This is a genomic window from Bacillus sp. B1(2022), assembly GCF_040259625.1.
Classification (GTDB): domain Bacteria; phylum Bacillota; class Bacilli; order Bacillales; family Bacillaceae; genus Bacillus; species Bacillus velezensis.
This window is the reverse complement of the sequence record NZ_JANIFO010000002.1, coordinates 1-19,779: the sequence shown is the minus strand read 5'-3', so window position 1 is coordinate 19,779 and position 19,779 is coordinate 1. Positions and strand designations below refer to the sequence as shown.

At 47.1% G+C, this 19,779-nt stretch carries 21 protein-coding genes; all 21 read left to right on the top strand.

Annotation, left to right across the window (positions count from 1 at the left end):
* Positions 1 to 89: 89 nt before the first annotated feature.
* On the top strand, positions 90 to 1,568 hold the full coding sequence (gene spoIVA, locus NQS30_RS03880) for a stage IV sporulation protein A (RefSeq protein ID WP_007409454.1): 1,479 nt from the start codon (positions 90 to 92) through the stop codon (positions 1,566 to 1,568).
* Positions 1,569 to 1,942: 374 nt separating this feature from the next.
* Entirely contained in the window at positions 1,943 to 2,221 is a 279-nt protein-coding gene (gene hbs, locus NQS30_RS03875; protein WP_003153447.1) for a non-specific DNA-binding protein Hbs, read from the top strand.
* A 186-nt stretch (positions 2,222 to 2,407) separates the two neighbouring features.
* A complete protein-coding gene (gene folE, locus NQS30_RS03870; RefSeq protein ID WP_003153448.1) occupies positions 2,408 to 2,980 on the top strand; it encodes a GTP cyclohydrolase I FolE in 573 nt (190 codons plus the stop codon).
* 20 nt (positions 2,981 to 3,000) lie between these two features.
* Complete coding sequence (mtrB, locus tag NQS30_RS03865) at positions 3,001 to 3,228, top strand: trp RNA-binding attenuation protein MtrB (protein ID WP_003153449.1); 228 nt, start codon at positions 3,001 to 3,003, stop codon at positions 3,226 to 3,228.
* A gap of 156 nt (positions 3,229 to 3,384) precedes the next feature.
* The gene (gene hepS / locus NQS30_RS03860) at positions 3,385 to 4,140 is read left to right on the top strand and encodes a heptaprenyl diphosphate synthase component 1 (RefSeq protein ID WP_015240105.1); all 756 of its coding nucleotides are present in this window, start codon (positions 3,385 to 3,387) and stop codon (positions 4,138 to 4,140) included.
* Positions 4,141 to 4,145: 5 nt separating this feature from the next.
* Entirely contained in the window at positions 4,146 to 4,847 is a 702-nt protein-coding gene (gene menG, locus NQS30_RS03855; protein ID WP_003153453.1) for a demethylmenaquinone methyltransferase, read from the top strand.
* 28 nt (positions 4,848 to 4,875) lie between these two features.
* Positions 4,876 to 5,838 carry a heptaprenyl diphosphate synthase component II gene (gene hepT, locus NQS30_RS03850; RefSeq protein WP_003153454.1) on the top strand — a complete coding sequence of 321 codons (963 nt, stop codon included), beginning with the start codon at positions 4,876 to 4,878 and terminating at the stop codon, positions 5,836 to 5,838.
* Positions 5,839 to 5,959: 121 nt separating this feature from the next.
* Positions 5,960 to 6,406 (top strand): nucleoside-diphosphate kinase, encoded by a 447-nt coding sequence (gene ndk, locus NQS30_RS03845; protein WP_012117865.1) that lies wholly within the window; start codon positions 5,960 to 5,962, stop codon positions 6,404 to 6,406.
* Positions 6,407 to 6,595: 189 nt separating this feature from the next.
* Positions 6,596 to 7,366 carry a protein-glutamate O-methyltransferase gene (locus NQS30_RS03840; RefSeq protein WP_012117864.1) on the top strand — a complete coding sequence of 257 codons (771 nt, stop codon included), beginning with the start codon at positions 6,596 to 6,598 and terminating at the stop codon, positions 7,364 to 7,366.
* Between the two features lie 71 nt (positions 7,367 to 7,437).
* Positions 7,438 to 8,610, top strand: a complete 1,173-nt coding sequence (gene aroC / locus NQS30_RS03835; protein WP_003153459.1) for a chorismate synthase — start codon at positions 7,438 to 7,440, stop codon at positions 8,608 to 8,610.
* Positions 8,610 to 9,698 carry a 3-dehydroquinate synthase gene (aroB, locus tag NQS30_RS03830; protein ID WP_015240104.1) on the top strand — a complete coding sequence of 363 codons (1,089 nt, stop codon included), beginning with the start codon at positions 8,610 to 8,612 and terminating at the stop codon, positions 9,696 to 9,698. Before aroC ends, aroB begins: the two co-directional genes overlap by 1 nt.
* Complete coding sequence (gene aroH, locus NQS30_RS03825; RefSeq protein WP_003153463.1) at positions 9,695 to 10,078, top strand: chorismate mutase; 384 nt, start codon at positions 9,695 to 9,697, stop codon at positions 10,076 to 10,078. Before aroB ends, aroH begins: the two co-directional genes overlap by 4 nt.
* Before the next feature lie 223 nt (positions 10,079 to 10,301).
* Positions 10,302 to 11,849: an anthranilate synthase component I gene (trpE, locus tag NQS30_RS03820; RefSeq protein ID WP_015240103.1), complete on the top strand. Its 1,548-nt coding sequence runs from the start codon at positions 10,302 to 10,304 to the stop codon at positions 11,847 to 11,849.
* Positions 11,821 to 12,837 carry an anthranilate phosphoribosyltransferase gene (gene trpD / locus NQS30_RS03815; RefSeq protein ID WP_015240102.1) on the top strand — a complete coding sequence of 339 codons (1,017 nt, stop codon included), beginning with the start codon at positions 11,821 to 11,823 and terminating at the stop codon, positions 12,835 to 12,837. Before trpE ends, trpD begins: the two co-directional genes overlap by 29 nt.
* On the top strand, positions 12,830 to 13,582 hold the full coding sequence (trpC, locus tag NQS30_RS03810) for an indole-3-glycerol phosphate synthase TrpC (RefSeq protein WP_007612237.1): 753 nt from the start codon (positions 12,830 to 12,832) through the stop codon (positions 13,580 to 13,582). The genes trpD and trpC overlap by 8 nt, the downstream gene beginning before the upstream one ends.
* 4 nt (positions 13,583 to 13,586) lie before the next feature.
* Complete coding sequence (locus NQS30_RS03805) at positions 13,587 to 14,240, top strand: phosphoribosylanthranilate isomerase (protein ID WP_012117858.1); 654 nt, start codon at positions 13,587 to 13,589, stop codon at positions 14,238 to 14,240.
* On the top strand, positions 14,221 to 15,423 hold the full coding sequence (gene trpB / locus NQS30_RS03800; protein ID WP_015240101.1) for a tryptophan synthase subunit beta: 1,203 nt from the start codon (positions 14,221 to 14,223) through the stop codon (positions 15,421 to 15,423). Before NQS30_RS03805 ends, trpB begins: the two co-directional genes overlap by 20 nt.
* Positions 15,416 to 16,213 carry a tryptophan synthase subunit alpha gene (gene trpA / locus NQS30_RS03795; RefSeq protein ID WP_007409464.1) on the top strand — a complete coding sequence of 266 codons (798 nt, stop codon included), beginning with the start codon at positions 15,416 to 15,418 and terminating at the stop codon, positions 16,211 to 16,213. The genes trpB and trpA overlap by 8 nt, the downstream gene beginning before the upstream one ends.
* An 11-nt stretch (positions 16,214 to 16,224) precedes the next feature.
* Positions 16,225 to 17,307, top strand: a complete 1,083-nt coding sequence (gene hisC / locus NQS30_RS03790) for a histidinol-phosphate transaminase (protein WP_043021738.1) — start codon at positions 16,225 to 16,227, stop codon at positions 17,305 to 17,307.
* 51 nt (positions 17,308 to 17,358) lie between these two features.
* On the top strand, positions 17,359 to 18,474 hold the full coding sequence (locus tag NQS30_RS03785) for a prephenate dehydrogenase (RefSeq protein WP_085342375.1): 1,116 nt from the start codon (positions 17,359 to 17,361) through the stop codon (positions 18,472 to 18,474).
* Positions 18,475 to 18,485: 11 nt separating this feature from the next.
* The coding region (gene aroA, locus NQS30_RS03780) for a 3-phosphoshikimate 1-carboxyvinyltransferase (RefSeq protein ID WP_350322183.1) at positions 18,486 to 19,779 on the top strand (1,294 nt) is incomplete at its 3' end.

Below are 19,779 nucleotides of genomic sequence, written 5' to 3'. Positions count from 1 at the left end.
GACAACGTCATACACATATAGTGTCCTGTATTTGATTGGAGAATGGTGAATGAAAAATGATAAGGATAGGAAGTCCGGGAGGGGATCACTTGGAAAAGGTCGATATTTTCAAGGATATCGCTGAACGAACAGGGGGCGATATATACTTAGGAGTCGTTGGCGCTGTCCGTACAGGGAAATCTACATTCATTAAAAAATTTATGGAGCTCGTGGTGCTCCCGAATATCAGCAATGAGGCCGATCGAGCGCGGGCGCAGGATGAGCTTCCGCAAAGCGCAGCAGGAAAAACGATAATGACCACAGAACCAAAATTTGTCCCGAATCAAGCCATGTCCGTTCATGTCGCGGAAGGACTTGATGTCAACATCCGTCTTGTGGATTGTGTGGGATATACGGTTCCCGGGGCGAAGGGATATGAGGATGAAAACGGCCCGAGAATGATCAATACACCTTGGTACGAAGAACCGATTCCCTTTCATGAGGCAGCGGAAATCGGTACGAGAAAAGTCATCCAGGAACACTCCACAATCGGGGTCGTCATTACGACAGACGGCTCAATCGGCGATATTGCGCGGGGCGATTACGTGGAAGCGGAAGAAAGAGTCATCGACGAGCTGAAGGAAGTCGGCAAACCGTTTATTATGGTCATCAACTCGGTAAAACCGTACCACCCGGAAACAGAAGCGCTCAGAGCTGAATTAAGCGCGAAATATGATATTCCCGTCCTCGCCATGAGTGTTGAAAGCATGCGGGAAACAGATGTGTTAAGCGTCCTCAGAGAAGCGCTTTACGAGTTCCCTGTGCTGGAAGTCAATGTCAACCTTCCGAGCTGGGTCATGGTGCTGAAAGAAAATCACTGGCTCAGAGAGAGCTACCAGGAATCAGTGAAAGAAACCGTAAAAGATATTAAACGCCTGCGCGATGTCGACCGGGTTGTCGGCCACTTCAGTGAATTTGAGTTTATTGAAAGCGCCGGTCTGGCCGGAATCGAACTTGGCCAGGGTGTCGCAGAAATTGATTTGTATGCGCCGGATCATTTATATGACCAGATTTTAAAAGAAGTTGTCGGTGTTGAAATCCGCGGGAAAGACCACCTGCTTGAATTAATGCAGGACTTCGCCCACGCGAAAAAAGAATATGATCAGGTATCAGATGCGCTGAAAATGGTGAAACAGACCGGCTACGGCATTGCCGCCCCGGCCTTAGCCGATATGAGCCTTGATGAACCGGAAATCATCAGACAGGGATCAAGGTTCGGAGTAAGGCTCAAAGCGGTCGCTCCGTCCATTCATATGATCAAAGTGGATGTGGAAAGTGAATTCGCGCCGATCATCGGGACGGAAAAACAAAGTGAAGAACTTGTCCGTTACTTAATGCAGGACTTTGAAGATGATCCGCTTTCTATCTGGAACTCCGATATTTTCGGCAGATCATTGAGCTCTATCGTAAGAGAAGGAATCTCCGCAAAACTGTCACTCATGCCGGAAAATGCGAGATATAAACTGAAAGAAACGCTGGAGAGAATTATTAACGAAGGCTCAGGCGGCCTGATCGCCATTATTTTGTAAGCTGAAGGACCTCTTCCTGAAACGGGGGGTCTTTTTTTATTCTTTTTAGATACTGGAAATCAATCAAGGATTAGGAGGAAAAAAGCAAAAAAAGGAATATTTGTTCGGTAAAACACGTGAAAACCTTGACGAGCAAGGGATTGAGGCTTTAAAATGCTTGATATGGCTTTTTATATGTGTTACTCTACATACAGAAAATCTTCACTTTGTTGGACAAACATTCCTCAAAGTGTCTGTTTTCTTTTGAAAAGCCGTTTACTTGTCTGTTCTTCCCTGCTTTGATTTTTTATCAGACAGGTTTAGAATCAGGCTGAACTGTGAAGAAATGATAATAAACTGCTGATTTGATACCCTTTTGGGAGGAGGTGAAAGGCATGAACAAGACAGAACTAATCAATGCGGTTGCTGAAGCAAGCGAATTGTCTAAAAAAGACGCTACAAAAGCAGTTGATTCTGTTTTTGATACGATTTTAGATGCACTTAAAAACGGTGATAAAATCCAACTGATCGGTTTCGGTAACTTTGAGGTGCGCGAGCGCTCTGCACGTAAAGGACGTAACCCGCAAACAGGTGAAGAAATCGAAATCCCTGCAAGCAAGGTACCTGCTTTCAAACCAGGTAAAGCTCTTAAAGACGCTGTTGCAGGAAAATAATTGTGAATATAGATCGTGTATGCATCTGATACATACACTTTGTTTCTTCACAGAAAAGCCCCTTGATAAAGGGGCTTTTCATATTTAAGCAGCCTCGGTCACCGGGCAGGACTTTCGTTTTGCTTTTGGCGCGGCAAATGTGCTAGAATCGAAATTAAATGTATTCAATGGTGGAGGACACAGACAATGAAAGAAGTTAATAAAGAACAGATTGAACAGGCGGTTCGCCAGATTTTAGAGGCGATTGGAGAAGACCCGGACCGGGAAGGGCTTTTAGATACGCCGAAACGCGTGGCAAAAATGTACGCGGAAGTATTCTCGGGATTAAATGAAGACCCGAAAGAACACTTTAAAACCGTTTTCGGAGAAGACCATGAGGAGCTTGTTCTAGTAAAAGATATCGCGTTTCATTCCATGTGTGAACATCACCTTGTTCCTTTTTACGGAAAAGCGCATATTGCCTACATTCCGCGCGGCGGCAAAGTGACGGGCCTGAGTAAATTGGCGCGGGCGGTGGAAGCCGTCTCAAAACGCCCGCAGCTGCAGGAGCGCATCACTTCAACGATTGCAGAAAGCATTGTAGAGACCTTAGATCCCCACGGCGTCATGGTTGTCGTCGAAGCTGAGCATATGTGCATGACGATGAGGGGCGTAAGAAAGCCGGGTGCAAAAACAGTGACTTCCGCTGTAAGAGGTATTTTTAAAGATGACGCAGCGGCGCGTTCCGAAGTGTTAGAACATATTAAACGTGCGGATTAATAATGATAGAGGGTGCAGATATGAATTCAAAGCATTCAAGTGATTTTGTCGTCATTAAAGCGGTCGAGGACGGCGTGAACGTCATCGGTTTAACGAGAGGAACGGATACGAAATTTCACCATTCCGAAAAACTGGACAAAGGCGAAGTGATTATCGCTCAGTTTACTGAGCATACCTCTGCCATCAAAGTGAGAGGCAACGCCCTCATCCAGACCGCTTACGGAGAAATGAACAGCGAAAAAAAATAAGCCGGCTGTTTCCCGCTTTTGCCAAATGCCCGCAAACGGCGGGAGAATACAGCCAATTTCTTTTTTTTATGCTATAATGATACCTGCGTATAATAATGACGAGTAAATCTCATACATATTAGAATAAATGTGAATTTGGGGACAAGGGTGATATTTTTGCAAGACATCTACGGAACTTTAGCGAATCTAAATATGAAATTAAAACAAAAGCTGTCTCATCCTTATTTAGCGAAACATATTTCTGCGCCTAAAATCGATGAGGATAAGCTTCTTCTTTTTCACGCTTTGTTTGAAGAGGCGGACATTAAGAACAACGACAGAGAAAATTACATAGTAACTGCGATGCTTGTCCAAAGCGCCCTTGATACCCACGATGAAGTGACAACAGCCAGAGCGTTAAAGCGAGACGAAAATAAAAACCGGCAGCTCACCGTGCTTGCCGGCGACTATTTCAGCGGACTGTATTATTCGCTTTTATCTGAAATGAAGGATATCTATATGATTCGGACGCTCGCTACGGCAATTAAAGAAATCAATGAGCATAAAATCCGTCTGTACGATCGGTCTGTCAATGACTTGAATCAATTGATCGAAAGCATGGCGATTGTGGAAGCGGCCCTGTTTCACAGAGTGTCAGACCACTTTAATCTTCCGCGCTGGAAAGAGCTGGCGAGTGATTTTTTTGTATATAAGCGGCTGATGAACGGCAATGCTATATTTCTCGATGTCATCGGCAATATTGTAAAGTCAGGAAAATCAAAGGCTGACATAATGGAAGATAGCTTCCGAAAGGCAAAGCAAAGCATTGAAACGCTGCTGCCGCTCAATTCACCAATCCAAAACCTAATGCTGAACCGGCTTAAAGCGATCAGCCAGGACAAAACATATCATCAGAAAGTGGAAGAAGGGTAATCAACATGCAGGAGTCAAAAGAACAGCGCGTACACGGCGTGTTTGAAAAAATCTATAAAAATTATGACCAAATGAACTCTGTTATCAGTTTTCAGCAGCATAAAAAATGGCGCGATAAAACGATGCAGATCATGAATGTAAAAGAAGGCGCAAAAGCGCTTGATGTCTGCTGCGGAACGGCTGACTGGACGATTGCCCTCGCAGAAGCGGCCGGAAAAAGCGGCGAAATCAAAGGACTGGATTTCAGCAAAAATATGCTGAGCATCGGTGAGAAAAAAGTGAAAGAGGGCGGTTACAGCCAAATTGAGCTTTTGCACGGAAATGCGATGGAGCTTCCTTTCGCTGATGATTCTTTTGATTTTGTCACCATCGGCTTCGGGCTGCGGAACGTTCCCGACTATCTGACCGTGCTGAAAGAAATGCGGCGGGTCGTCAAACCGGGCGGGCAGGTCGTATGTCTGGAAACATCCCAGCCGGAAATGTTCGGATTCAGACAGGCATATTTTCTTTATTTTAAATACATCATGCCTTTCTTCGGAAAAATGTTTGCGAAGAGCTATAAAGAATATTCTTGGCTTCAAGAATCGGCAAGAGAATTTCCCGGTATGAAAGAACTTGCCCGTCTGTTTGAAGAAGCGGGCCTGACGAATGTCAAATACCATTCGTTTACCGGCGGAGTGGCTGCTACGCATATCGGTTGGAAATGATGAATATACAGATGTTTGGGTGAATGATATGAAATTTAAAATGGCCTATTCTTTTTTAAATGACGATATTGATGTGATCGAAAGGGAGCTTGAGCAAACGGTGCGGTCAGACTATCCCTTGCTGAGTGAAGCCGGGCTCCACCTGCTCCAGGCGGGCGGCAAGCGGATCCGCCCTGTTTTCGTATTGCTTTCCGGCATGTTCGGCGACTATGACATTAATAAAATAAAATATGTTGCGGTGACGCTGGAAATGATTCATATGGCGTCCCTCGTGCATGACGACGTCATTGATGACGCCGAGCTGCGGAGGGGAAAACCGACCATCAAAGCCAAGTGGGACAACCGCATCGCCATGTATACCGGTGATTATATGCTTGCGGGCTCACTTGAGATGATGACGAGATTGGATGAGCCGAAAGCCCACCGGATCCTGTCCAAAACCATCGTAGAAGTATGCCTCGGAGAAATTGAACAGATCAGAGATAAATACAATATGGAGCAAAACCTCAGAACCTATTTGCGCCGCATTAAACGGAAAACGGCTCTTCTCATTGCCGTCAGCTGCCAGCTCGGCGCCATCGCTTCGGGAGCTGATGAGAAGATTCACAAAGCATTATATTGGTTCGGTTATTACGTGGGCATGTCCTATCAGATTATTGACGACATTCTTGATTTCACCTCAACGGAAGAGGAACTGGGAAAACCGGTCGGAGGGGATCTGCTGCAAGGAAATGTCACTCTGCCCGTTTTGTACGCGCTCCGTCAGCCTGAATTGAAAAATCAGCTGAAATTAATTAACAGTGAAACAACACAGGAGCAGCTCGCCCCCATTATTGAAAATATTAAACGCACAGACGCGATTGAAAAATCAATGGCCGTCAGTGACAGGTACTTAAAAAAAGCGTTTGAAAAACTGAATACACTGCCGAGAGGACGTGCGCGCTCATCATTGGCCGCCATCGCCAAATATATCGGCAAACGGAAATTTTAAATTCCTTTTTACGAACAAGATGTGAACATTCTCCGCCCTGGATTGATTAATTGTCAGAAAGATGTTACGATTTCGGTGTGCAACTTGAAAGCCTATACATAATGATGGGGTGGAGAATCTTATGGAAAAAACTTTTATCATGGTAAAACCGGACGGCGTACAGCGCCAGCTGATCGGAGAGATTTTATCCAGATTTGAGCGTAAGGGCTTACAATTGGCAGGAGCCAAGCTAATGCAAGTTTCAGAACAGATGGCTGAAACCCATTATGCTGAACATAAAGGGAAGCCGTTTTTCGGCGAGCTTGTGGAATTCATTACATCAGGACCCGTATTTGCAATGGTATGGGAAGGGGAAAATGTAGTAGAGATCACAAGACAGCTGATCGGAAAAACGAACCCGAAAGATGCACTGCCGGGCACAATCCGCGGTGACTACGGCATGTTTGTCGGCAAAAATATCATTCACGGTTCAGACTCCTTAGAAAGCGCTGAGCGGGAAATTCACATTTTCTTTAAACAGGAAGAGCTTGTACCGTATCAAAAATTAATGGCCGACTGGGTGTACTAAGCCGTCAGCCTTTCTTTTTCTCGCATTATGAAAAGGTTTACATCATTTATGAAAGACAGAGGCTGCGCTGCCCTGTCTTTTCGTTTCTCACAAATCAGCCCGCGGGCTGATTTTTTTATTGAAATCGTACAATTTCGACAGAAAACAGGCTATACTAGGACAAAAGACAGCGAGATTGGGAGAGAAGCAATGGAGCCTTACGACATTTTTATCACCAAGTGGAAACAAATAACCGGCGTTGATTTATCTTTATACAAAGAAGCACAGATGAAAAGGCGGCTGACGTCCCTTTATGAAAAGAAGGGGTTCAGAGATTTTCAGGAATTTGCCGCCGCTTTGGAAAAGGACAAGCTTTTATTAAACGAAACATTGGACAGAATGACGATCAATGTTTCTGAATTTTACCGAAATTATAAACGGTGGGAAGTTCTTGAAACCTCAATTCTCCCATTAATAAAGCATAACAAACCGTTAAAAATATGGAGTGCGGCCTGTTCAACGGGAGAGGAGCCCTATACTTTGGCGATGATTCTCAATCAGCAGACGGGACTGGCCGGATTTGATATATTGGCGACAGATATTGATGAAAAGGCGCTAAGCAAAGCCAAGCGGGGCATCTATCAGGAACGCTCGCTGCAAGAGGTGCCGGCTTCCGTGAAAAGCCGTTATTTCACTAAGCAGGCTGACAACAGTTATCAAGTAAAACAAGAGATTCAGAACAACATCCGGTTTAAGCGGCACAACCTGCTTGCCGACAGCTATGAACAGGATTTTGATCTGATCGTCTGCCGCAACGTCTTTATTTATTTTACTGAAAAAGCAAAAGAAGAGCTGTATGTGAAAATGGCGGGCAGTCTGAAAAAGAACGGAATTCTGTTTGTCGGCAGTACAGAACAAATTTTCAGCCCGGAAAAATTCGGCCTTGAGAGCACTGATACATTTTTTTATCAAAAAAGATAGAAGACATTTAATGAAAACTTGTGGTATAGTTTTACTTAAAAGCGTTAATGCGATGAAGGGAGAAGAAAGAAATGAGATACTTAACAGCCGGAGAATCACACGGTCCGCAGCTGACGACAATTATAGAAGGTGTGCCTGCGGGGCTTTATATAACTGAAGAAGACATTAATTTTGAGCTTGCCAGACGTCAAAAAGGGCACGGCCGCGGACGCCGCATGCAGATTGAAACGGACAGAGCGAAGATCACAAGCGGCGTGCGGCATGCCCGGACACTCGGTTCACCGATCGCGCTCGTTGTAGAAAATAAAGACTGGACCCACTGGACAAAAATTATGGGTGCCGCACCGATTACAGAAGAAGAAGAAAGTGAAATGAAACGCCAGATTTCAAGACCGAGACCGGGACACGCAGATTTGAACGGTGCTATTAAGTATAATCACCGTGATATGAGAAATGTGTTAGAACGATCTTCCGCGCGTGAGACAACGGTTCGCGTGGCTGCCGGAGCCGTCGCTAAAAAGATTTTAGCTGAGCTTGGCATTAAAGTCGCCGGACATGTCCTGCAAATCGGCAGTGTAAAAGCAGAGAAAACCGATTACACATCCATTGAGGATCTCAAACGGGTAACGGAAGAATCACCGGTCAGATGCTACGATGAAGAAGCAGGCCGTCAAATGATGGCAGCCATTGATGAAGCGAAGGCAAACGGCGACTCGATCGGCGGAATCGTTGAAGTGATCGTCGAAGGTATGCCGGTCGGTGTCGGAAGCTATGTCCACTATGACCGTAAGCTGGACAGCAAGCTCGCTGCTGCCGTTCTGTCGATTAACGCGTTTAAAGGCGTAGAGTTCGGCATCGGTTTTGAAGCGGCCGGCAAAAACGGCAGTGAAGTTCATGATGAAATCGTATGGGATGAAGAGAAAGGCTATACACGCGCCACAAACAGGCTCGGAGGATTAGAAGGCGGTATGACGACGGGAATGCCGATTGTCGTCCGCGGCGTTATGAAACCGATCCCTACTTTGTACAAGCCGCTGAAAAGCGTCGACATTGAAACGAAAGAACCGTTTACAGCGAGCATTGAACGTTCAGACAGCTGCGCGGTTCCGGCAGCAAGTGTAGTGGCTGAAGCAGCAGTGGCCTGGGAAATCGCAAATGCCGTCGTAGAACAATTCGGGCTTGACCAGATCGACCGAATTAAAGAAAATGTTGAAAACATGAAAAAATTATCGAGGGAATTCTGATGAAAGAGCTTGAGGTTCGGACAGCTTCCTCCGCATATCCCGTGTATATCGGTGAAGGTATAAGGAAACAGGCCGCTGCCCTTTTGTCTTCACTGAACAGGCCGCTGACAAAGATCCTTCTCATCATCGATGCTGAAGTTGACCGGCTTTACGGTGATGAGATGTTCCGGCTTTTAAACGAAACATGGCCCGTGAAAAAAGTGATCGTTCCAAGCGGAGAAGAAGCGAAATCTCTAAAAGAGTATGAACGGATTCAAACGGAAGCGATCGCTTTCCATATGGACCGCTCCTCATGTATGATCGCCTTCGGAGGCGGCGTGACGGGTGATTTGGCCGGCTTTTGCGCAGCAACTTTTATGCGCGGAATTGATTTCATTCAAATGCCGACAACACTGCTTGCCCATGACAGCGCGGTCGGCGGCAAGGTGGCCGTCAACCATAAACTCGGAAAGAACTTAATCGGTGCGTTTTATCAGCCGAAAGCGGTGATTTACGATACGGAGCTTCTGAAAACCCTGCCGGAACAAGAGCTGAGATCGGGCATGGCTGAAGTGATCAAACACGCGTTTATCGCCGATTATGCTTTTTTAGAAAAACTTCTCACGTTTGACACGTTGCAAGGACTGACAAGCGCTGAGCTGAATGAAATGATTTATAAAGGAATTTCAATCAAATCGGCCGTCGTGCGTGAGGACGAAAAGGAAGAGGGGATAAGAGCTTTTCTGAATTTCGGCCATACGCTCGGCCATGCCGTTGAGGCGGAATACGGCTACGGACGGATTACACATGGAGATGCGGTCGCCCTCGGCATGCAGTTTGCCCTTTACGTGAGTGAACAGGTTGCACGTTGCAAGATGAACAGGAAAGAACTCACACAATGGCTGATTGGGCTCGGCTACCCGGGAAGCATCAGACAAGATATTGAAACGCCGGTTCTCTCCGCCCGGATGATGAATGATAAAAAAACGCGCGGAGGCATGACACAGTTCATCGTGTTAAAGGAATTAGGCGAAGCGCGGGACTGCATGCTTTCAAAAGATGAGCTCGAAAATTTGCTGAACAAATGGCGAATGGAGGAAACAGCATGATGATACGCGGCATTCGCGGAGCAACAACGGTGGAACAAGACACCGAACAAGAAATTTTAGAAAAAACACAGCAGCTGCTTGAAAAAATCATTGAACAAAATGGATGCAAGCCGGAAGACGTTGTACAGATCCTGTTATCCGCCACGCCTGATATCCATTCCGTATTTCCGGCAAAAGCGGTCCGCCGCCTTTCCGGGTGGCAGTACGTCCCGGTGACGTGCATGCAGGAAATGGATGTTACCGGCGCTCTGCAAAAGTGTATCCGTGTCCTGATGACGGTTCAGACGGATACGCCTCAGGATGAAATCAAGCATGTCTATTTAGAAAAAGCCGTTGTGTTAAGGCCGGATTTATCATTGACAAAAAATACTGACATGTAATACGATAAACAAAGCTTAGAAATGCACAAGAGTGTGTATAGAGCTGGTAAGTAAGACATTGAACAGTTGAGTTTAGAATAGGGTAGCAGAGAATGAGTTTAGCTGAGCTGAGATAAACACGTTTTTATTCTGCCCAAAAGAAGCCTTTCTTTTGGGTTTATTTCTTATACGCAAGACTCCTCTCACTCTTCATCTCATTCTCCTTACCGTAAGGAGGAGAATCATGAATTTACAATCGGATGTTTCTTTATTTTTAAAGGACAGTCTGACACACCGCACCATTCCAATCGCAGAGACTTTTACGGTCGACACGATCACACCCATTCAGATGGTTGAAAAACTGGACAGAAACATTACGTATCTTTTAGAAAGCAAGGATGAGTCGTCAAGCTGGTCGAGATACTCTTTTATCGGCCTCGATCCTTTTATCACGATTAAAGAGAGTCATAACACATTCACTGCCGCTGATCCAAACGGGCATACGCTGTTTGAAGCCGGAGAATTAAAAGCCGTGCTTGACTGGATGAATGAGAGCTTCCGCATTAAAACACCCGAGCTTGATATCCCATTTTCGGGAGGGGCGGTCGGTTATCTGAGCTATGACATGATTCCTTTGATTGAGCCTTCCGTGCCAAGCCACGCGAAAGTAACAGATTTCGAAAAATGCATGCTGTTTGTCTGCCGGAAAATCATCGCGTACGACCACGAAACGAAACAAGTGCATTTCATTCAATATGCGGAGCTTAACGGCCGGGAGACGGAGGAAGAAAAGCGGGCCGTTTTTAAAGAAAATTGCGCGGAGCTTCGTAAGCTTATCAGTATTTTGACAGAATCGAAAGATATGAAAGAGCCGTTTTTTTCTAAAGAAACGTTTGACACGCCAAGTTTTGCCGCTGTGACATCCAATTATACGAAAGAAGAGTTTATGGCCGGCGTCGATAAACTGAAAGAATATATAAAAGCCGGAGACATTTTTCAAGGGGTGCTTTCGCAAAAGTTTGACATTCCGGTATCCAGACATTCATTTGAGCTGTACAGGGTGCTCCGCATCGTCAATCCTTCACCTTATATGTACTATATCAAACTGCCTGACAGAGACATTGTCGGGAGTTCGCCTGAACGTCTGATCCGCGTGCATGACAGGCACCTGGAAATTCATCCGATTGCCGGAACGAGAAGAAGGGGCGCCGGAAAAGAAGAGGACGAACGCCTGAAAAAAGAGCTGATGAATGACGAAAAAGAAAAAGCTGAACATTACATGCTCGTCGATCTTGCGCGCAATGACATCGGCAGAGTTGCGGAGTACGGTTCCGTAGCCGTTCCGGAATTCACAAAGGTCGTTTCTTTTTCACATGTGATGCACATCATCTCTGTTGTAACCGGCCGTTTAAAGCAGGGCATCCATCCCGTTGACGCGCTGATGTCGGCATTCCCGGCAGGAACACTCACGGGCGCTCCGAAAATCCGCGCGATGCAGCTTTTAAATGAATTAGAACCGACTTCCAGAGAAACCTACGGCGGATGTATCGCTTATATCGGATTTGACGGGTCAATTGATTCGTGTATTACCATCCGCACCATGAGTGTCAAAAACGGTACGGCATCGGTGCAGGCGGGCGCGGGAATAGTCGCCGATTCCGTCCCGGAAGCCGAATATGAAGAAAGCTGTAACAAAGCGGGGGCGCTTTTAAAAACGATTCAAATCGCAGAAGACATCTTTTCTGGCGGGGAGGAGAAGACGGATGAACAAATTTCTGCAATCATGCGTTAATGGCCGTACGCTGAAAACCGGAGAAGCCGAAAAGCTGATGGAAATGATGATGAACGGGGACATGTCGCAGTCTGAGATCGGCGGGATTTTATCGGTGTTAGCCCACCGAGGTGAAACGGCGGAGGAGCTTGCCGGATTTGTAAAAGTGATGCGGGCGCGGGCACAGACATCAGGTGGCTTGGCGGATGTCGTTGATACGTGCGGAACAGGCGGAGACGGGATTTCTACGTTTAACATATCCACGGCAGCGGCGATTACAGCTTCTGCTGCCGGAGCTAAAGTTGCCAAGCACGGAAATCGCTCCGTTTCGTCTAAAAGCGGCAGCGCGGATGTGCTGGAAAAACTGGGGGTTTCCATTCAAGCCACACCAGACAGCGTCAAACGCAGCATTGAAATGAAACAAATGGGGTTTTTGTTTGCGCCGCTGTTTCATTCGTCAATGAAGCACGTCGCCGCCGCAAGAAAAGAGCTTGGCTTCCGAACCGTATTTAATCTGCTGGGTCCGCTCAGCAACCCGCTGCAGGTGAAGCGGCAGGTGATCGGCGTCTATTCATTTGATAAAGCGCGCCTGATGGCAAGCGCTCTGGAACAATTTGATGTCAGACACGTCATGCTTGTGTCGGCCCGTGACGGATTAGATGAATTGTCCATCTCAGCACCGACCGATATCATTGAACTGAAAAACGGTGAACGTCTGGAATATTCCGTTTCACCTGAACAATTCGGTTTTACAGAAGGTTCACTAAAGGATATTCAAGTGAGTTCATCGGAAGAAAGCGCGCTCCTCATTCAGAATATTTTTGCAAATAAAGCTCCGTCATCCGCTCTGCATATTACCGCCTTAAATGCGGGCGCGGCCATTTATACGGCAGGTCTTGCAAACGATCTGAAAGAAGGAACGAAAACCGCCTTAGAAGCGATTCAAAACGGAGATGCCAAAAGGCAGCTCGAACGTCTGAAACAGAAAGAGGAAGAAATGTATGCTTGATCAAATCATTCAGCAGAAAAAAGAAGAAATCAAATCCATCGTGCTGCCGGAAACCTGTCAAATTGAACGGAGATCCTTTAAAAAAGCGCTCCTGAACCCGAACCGTTTTATCGGGCTGATTGCCGAAGTGAAAAAAGCTTCGCCGTCTAAAGGATTGATTAAAGAGCATTTTGTTCCGGAAACGATTGCGGCGGATTATGAAGCGGCTAAAGCCGACGCCCTTTCAGTTCTCACGGATACCCGTTTTTTTCAGGGGAGAAATCAATTTCTGACAGATGTTAAACAAACCGTGTCTCTTCCCGTGCTGAGAAAAGATTTTATTATTGATTCCCTTCAGGTGGAGGAATCGTTCAGGATCGGCGCCGATGCCATTTTGCTGATCGGGGAAGCGCTGGAACCTTCAGAGCTTCATGAGCTTTATCTGGAAGCCCGCGAGAAGGGCATGGACGTTCTCGTTGAAGTCCATGATGAAACTGTGCTTGAACGGATTTTACAAGTGTTTCAGCCGGACATTCTCGGCATAAACAACCGGGACTTAAAAACGTTCCGTACTTCTGTTTCGCAAACGGAAAAAATAGCGCAGCTTGTACCGGACGGCTGTCTGCTGGTCAGCGAAAGCGGCATCGGTTCTTTGGCTGACCTGCAATTCGTCAACAAGCACGGGGCGCAGGCTGTATTGGTCGGAGAATCCTTAATGAGAGAGGATTCGCAGCAAAAGGCGATCCGCGGACTGTTCGGGGAGTGACGATATGAAAAAGCCTGAGGTAAAGTACTGCGGAATACGATCGAAGCGTGATTACGAACTTGCGGCAGCTTCAGGAGCGGATTATCTGGGATTTATTTTTGCCGCAAGCAAACGGAGAGTAACGCCGGGTGAGGTCAGGAAATGGAAAGAGAAGGTCCTGACAGACAAGAAACATGTCGGTGTATTTGTAAATGAAACGATAGAAAACATCGCGCAAATCGCCTCTGATCTGGCACTTGACGTCATCCAGCTTCACGGTGATGAATCGCCTGAGGATGCCCGCCGCCTCCGTCCGCTTGTGCGCTCGGAAATATGGAAAGCGCTCCATCACGGGGAAGGGACGCTTCGTCAGATGGCTCAATTTGCACCTGCTGTCGACGGCTATGTCATTGATTCTTCAGTAAAAGGAATGAGAGGCGGCACGGGAATCGCGTTTTCATGGGCTCGTGTCCCCTTGTACCGAAAGCAGGCTCAAAATGCAAACAAGCGCTGTTTTATCGCGGGCGGCGTTAATCCTGAAACGATTACCGGCTTACTGAGATCGCGTCCGTGCGGTATAGATCTTGCCAGCGGAATTGAAAAAAACGGACAAAAGGATCAAACACTGATCCGGCTTTTAGAAGAAAGGATGAACCACTATGTATCCATATCCAAATGAAATCGGAAGATACGGCGAATTCGGCGGCAAATTTGTCCCTGAAACATTGATGCGGCCCCTTGAGGAAATCGAAACGGCTTTCAAAGAATTAAAGAATGATCCCGTTTTTCATGCCGAATATAAAAAGCTATTGTTTGATTACTCCGGAAGACCGACCGCATTAACGTTCGCAGACAGGGTGTCAGAGTATTTGGGAGGGGCGAAAATCTATCTGAAAAGAGAAGATTTAAACCATACCGGCTCTCATAAAATTAACAACGCGTTAGGCCAGATTCTGCTTGCCAAAAAGATGGGCAAAACGAAAATCATCGCCGAAACCGGTGCGGGACAGCACGGTGTGGCTGCCGCAACAGCCGCTGCAAAATTCGGTTTTAAGTGTACGGTTTTTATGGGTGAAGAAGACGTTGCGCGCCAGTCGCTGAACGTATTCCGGATGAAACTGCTCGGCGCGGAAGTGGTGCCGGTCACAAGCGGCAACGGCACGCTGAAAGATGCGACGAATGAGGCGATCAGGTATTGGGTCCAGCATTGTGAAGATCATTTCTACCTTATCGGTTCTGTAGTGGGGCCGCATCCGTATCCGTATATCGTTCGCGAATTTCAGAAAATCATCGGCGAGGAAGCGAAAGAACAGCTCCGCAGGGTTGAAGGAACACTCCCGGACAAGGTTGTTGCATGTGTCGGCGGCGGAAGCAATGCGATGGGCATATTTCAGGCCTTTTTAGACGAAGATATTGAGCTGATCGGCGCCGAGGCGGCGGGAAAAGGAATTGATACGCCGCTGCATGCGGCAACGATCGCAAAAGGGACGCTCGGGGTGATTCACGGTTCAATGACCTATTTAATACAAGATGAATACGGGCAGATTATCGAACCGTATTCCATTTCAGCCGGCCTTGATTACCCGGGGATCGGCCCTGAGCACGCCTATCTGCATAAAAGCGGCCGTGTAACGTACGAAAGCGTGACAGACGATGAAGCGATTGCCGCGTTACGTCTGCTTTCTGAAACAGAAGGTATTCTTCCGGCTATTGAATCTGCCCACGCCCTGGCAAAAGCGTTTAAAATGGCAAAAGACATGGATAAAGACAAAATCATTCTCGTCAGTTTATCAGGAAGAGGAGATAAAGATGTTCATACGCTGATGAATGTTTTGGAAAACGGGGTGGAGACACATGTTTAATCTGCGAGATTCTGAAAAATTATTTATCCCTTTTATTACGGCTGGCGATCCGCTTCCTGACATTTCTGTTGAGCTGGCAATATCATTGCAGAATGCAGGCGCTTCTGCCCTTGAAATCGGCGTTCCTTACACAGATCCGCTTGCGGACGGACCCGTCATACAACGGGCTTCAAAACGGGCTCTGGAAAACGGAATGAATATCGTAAAAGCAATTGAACTTGGCGGCAAAATGAAAAAAAACGGCGTTCATATTCCAATTATCCTCTTTACGTATTATAATCCTGTGTTACAATTAGAAAAAGAATACTTTTTCGCTTTACTGCGGGAAAACGACATAGACGGTCTGCTTGTACCCGACCTTCCATTAGAGGAAAGCGCCCTTTTGCAAATGACATGCAAAAAGGAGAACATCGCTTATATCTCACTGGTTGCGCCGACAAGTGAAGACCGTTTGAAAATAATTACTGAACAGGCCTGCGGCTTTGTGTATTGTGTATCCTCTTTAGGAGTGACAGGCGTACGCAGCGAATTCGATCCGTCTGTATACTCTTTCATACGTAAGGTGAAAGAATTCAGCCCTGTTCCGGTGGCGGTCGGTTTTGGCATTTCAAACCGCAAACAGGTTGACGGGATGAATGAAATATCTGACGGTGTTGTTGTCGGCAGCGCGCTTGTCAAAAAAGTTGAAGAGCTTAAAACAAAGCTTGTGAATCCCGGAACAAGAGCTGATGCGCTTCTTGAATTTGAAGAATACGCAAAGACGTTCGGACGACTGTACAGTGTAAAATGAGGTGACTGGATTTGCAGATTAAAGAACAGCTGCGGCAGCTGAAACCGTATCAGCCGGGCAAACCAATAGAAGAAGTGAAAATGGAATACGGGCTTGAGAAAGTAGTAAAACTCGCTTCTAACGAAAATCCGTTCGGCTGTTCACAGGCCGCTAAAGATGCGCTGCATCAGGAGATTGAGCAGCTTGCGCTGTATCCCGACGGTTACAGTGCCGCTTTGAGAACACGGCTCAGTGAGCATCTGCAGGTCAGTGAATCTTCGATCATTTTCGGCAACGGCTCTGATGAGCTTGTGCAGATTATCTGCCGTTCTTTATTAAATGATCAGGCAAACACGATTACCGCCGCCCCGACTTTCCCGCAATACAGACACAATGCGGTGATTGAAGGCGCTGAGGTGCGCGAGGTTCCGCTCCGCAGTGACGGCGCTCATGATTTGGACCGGATGCTGGAAGCAATTGACGGCGAGACGAAAGTCATATGGGTATGCAACCCCAATAATCCGACGGGGACATATACTTCTGAGCAAGAGCTAATTGCCTTTTTAAACAGAGTTCCCGAGCATATACTCGTTGTACTTGATGAAGCTTACTACGAGTATGTTACGGCGGAAGATTACCCAGAAAGCATTCCGCTTTTAAAGCAATATCCGAATGTTATGATCCTCCGCACCTTCTCTAAAGCGTACGGACTTGCCGCGCTGCGCGTCGGATACGGCATTGCGGACGAAGCACTGATCCGCCAGATTGAACCGGCGAGAGAGCCGTTCAATACGAGCAGAATCGGTCAGGCTTCGGCACTGGCAGCGCTTGATGACCAGACATTTATTCAGGAATGCGTCGAGAAAAATAAAGCAGGCCTTAAGCAGTATTATGATTTTGCAGAAACTCACGGATTAACTTGTTATCCTTCACAAACCAACTTTGTGCTCATTGATTTTAACCGCCCGGCGGATGAACTGTTCCAAGCCCTGTTGGAAAAAGGATATATCGTCCGCTCAGGACAGGCGCTCGGATTTCCGACAGCGTTAAGGATTACGGTCGGTACGAAAGAGCAGAATGAGGAAATTCTCACAATTTTAGCTGAAATATTATAAGAGGTGATCAGGCATCACCTCTTTGCTCTATTAAAATAGTTGAAAAAGGAAATGAGTGAAATGAAGGATACTATATTGCTTGCGGGGATCGGGCTGATCGGCGGATCGATCGCATTGGCCATCAAAAAGGAGCATCCTCATAAACGGATTATCGGTGTGGATATTTCGGAAGAACAGCTCACTGCCGCGCTGAAGCTCGGAATTATTGACGAGCGGGCCGGCTCATTTACGGAAGGTGTGCAGCAAGCGTCTGTTGTCATTATCGCCACGCCTGTCGCCCAAACGCTGAAAATGCTCGATGTGCTGGCCGCATCAGACATCACCCATGAACTCCTGATTACGGATGTGGGCAGCACGAAACAGAAAGTCGTCAGCTACGCCGACAAAGTGCTTCCGGCTCACTATCAATTTGTCGGCGGCCATCCGATGGCGGGATCTCATAAATCCGGGGCCGCTGCCGCGAAAGAATTTTTATTCGAAAATGCGTTTTATATTTTAACACCCGGAAAATCAACTTCTAAAGAGTCAGTAACGCATCTGAAGGAACTTTTGAAAGCGGCAAACGCCCACTTTGTGGAGATGACCCCCGAGGAGCATGACGGCGTAACGAGCGTCATCAGCCATTTCCCTCATATCGTTGCTGCAAGCCTCGTCCATCAGGCTCATCATGCTGAAGAAGATTATCCGTTTTTGAAACGTTTCGCAGCCGGCGGTTTTCGGGACATCACCAGGATCGCCTCAAGCAGCCCGGCGATGTGGAGGGACATACTTCTTCATAACAAAGATAAACTGCTTGACCGCTTCAAAGAATGGAAACGGGAGATTGACACGATCGAGTCTTATGTAGAAAATGAAGATGCGGACAGCCTGTTCGGATATTTTAAAAAAGCGAAAGATTATCGCGACGGTCTGCCGCTCCGTCAAAAAGGAGCGATCCCGTCCTTTTATGACCTTTATGTCGATGTTCCCGATCATCCGGGGGTCATTTCGGAAATTACGGCGATATTGGCAGAAGAAAAAATCAGTATCACCAACATCCGCATTATCGAAACAAGAGAAGATATTAACGGAATTCTCAGAATCAGTTTCCAGACTGATGATGACCGGAAGCGTGCGGAAACCTGCATTCAATCCCGCGCCAAATATGACACATTTTACGCTGACTGAGGTGGAAAACATTGAAAAGAGAAAAAGTGACGTCTTTAAACGGTGAAATTCATATTCCGGGGGATAAATCCATCTCCCACCGTTCTGTTATGTTCGGAGCGCTTGCGGAAGGAACGACAACGGTAAAAAACTTTTTGCCCGGAGCCGATTGTCTGAGCACCATTGCCTGCTTCAGAAAAATGGGTGTCTCCATTGAACAAAACGGAAGTGATGTAACGATATACGGGAAGGGCATTGACGCACTTTGTGAGCCTGACAGCCTTCTTGATGTCGGAAATTCCGGCACGACCATCCGCCTGATGCTCGGCATTTTAGCCGGATGCCCATTTCACAGTACGGTAGCGGGCGACGAAAGTATTGCAAAGCGCCCGATGAAGAGGGTGACGGAGCCTTTAAAACAGATGGGAGCCGCGATTGACGGAAGAGCGGACGGAGGATTTACGCCTTTATCCGTAAGAGGCGGACAATTGAAAGGCATTGATTACGTCTCCCCTGTTGCAAGCGCGCAGATCAAATCCGCCGTGCTGCTTGCCGGATTGCAGGCTGAAGGGACGACGACCGTCACTGAGCCTCATAAATCAAGAGACCATACGGAACGGATGCTGAACGCTTTTGGCGCCGAGCTTGCGGAAACGGAGACGAGCGCTTCCGTAACGGGCGGTCAGAAGCTTCGGGGGGCTGATATTTTCGTGCCCGGCGATATTTCTTCAGCGGCCTTTTTCCTCGCGGCAGGCGCTGTCGTTCCCGGAAGCCGGATTGTGCTGAAAAACGTCGGCCTGAACCCGACACGCACGGGAATGATTGATGTCTTAAAGCAAATGGGGGCTTCACTTGAAGTGATTCCTTCAGAAGCGGACAGCGCAGAGCCTTACGGAGACCTGGTTATTGAAACTTCAGATCTGAAAGCGGCAGAAATCGGCGGAGAAATCATCCCCCGTTTAATTGACGAGATCCCGATTATCGCCCTTTTGGCAACGCAGGCTGAAGGCACAACTGTCATTAAAGACGCTGCGGAGCTGAAGGTGAAGGAAACGAACCGGATCGACACCGTCGTATCAGAGCTCCGGAAAATCGGCGCAGACATTGAACCGACTGAAGACGGCATGAAAATACACGGCAAAAAAACGCTTGCGGGCGGAGCCGATGTGTCAAGCCACGGCGACCACCGCATCGGCATGATGCTCGGTGTCGCTTCATGCCTGACAGAAGAGCCGATTGACATCTGTGATACTGAGGCAATCCATGTCTCATATCCGACATTTTTTGAGCATTTAGATCAATTAGCCAAAAAAGCCCGAAGAGATT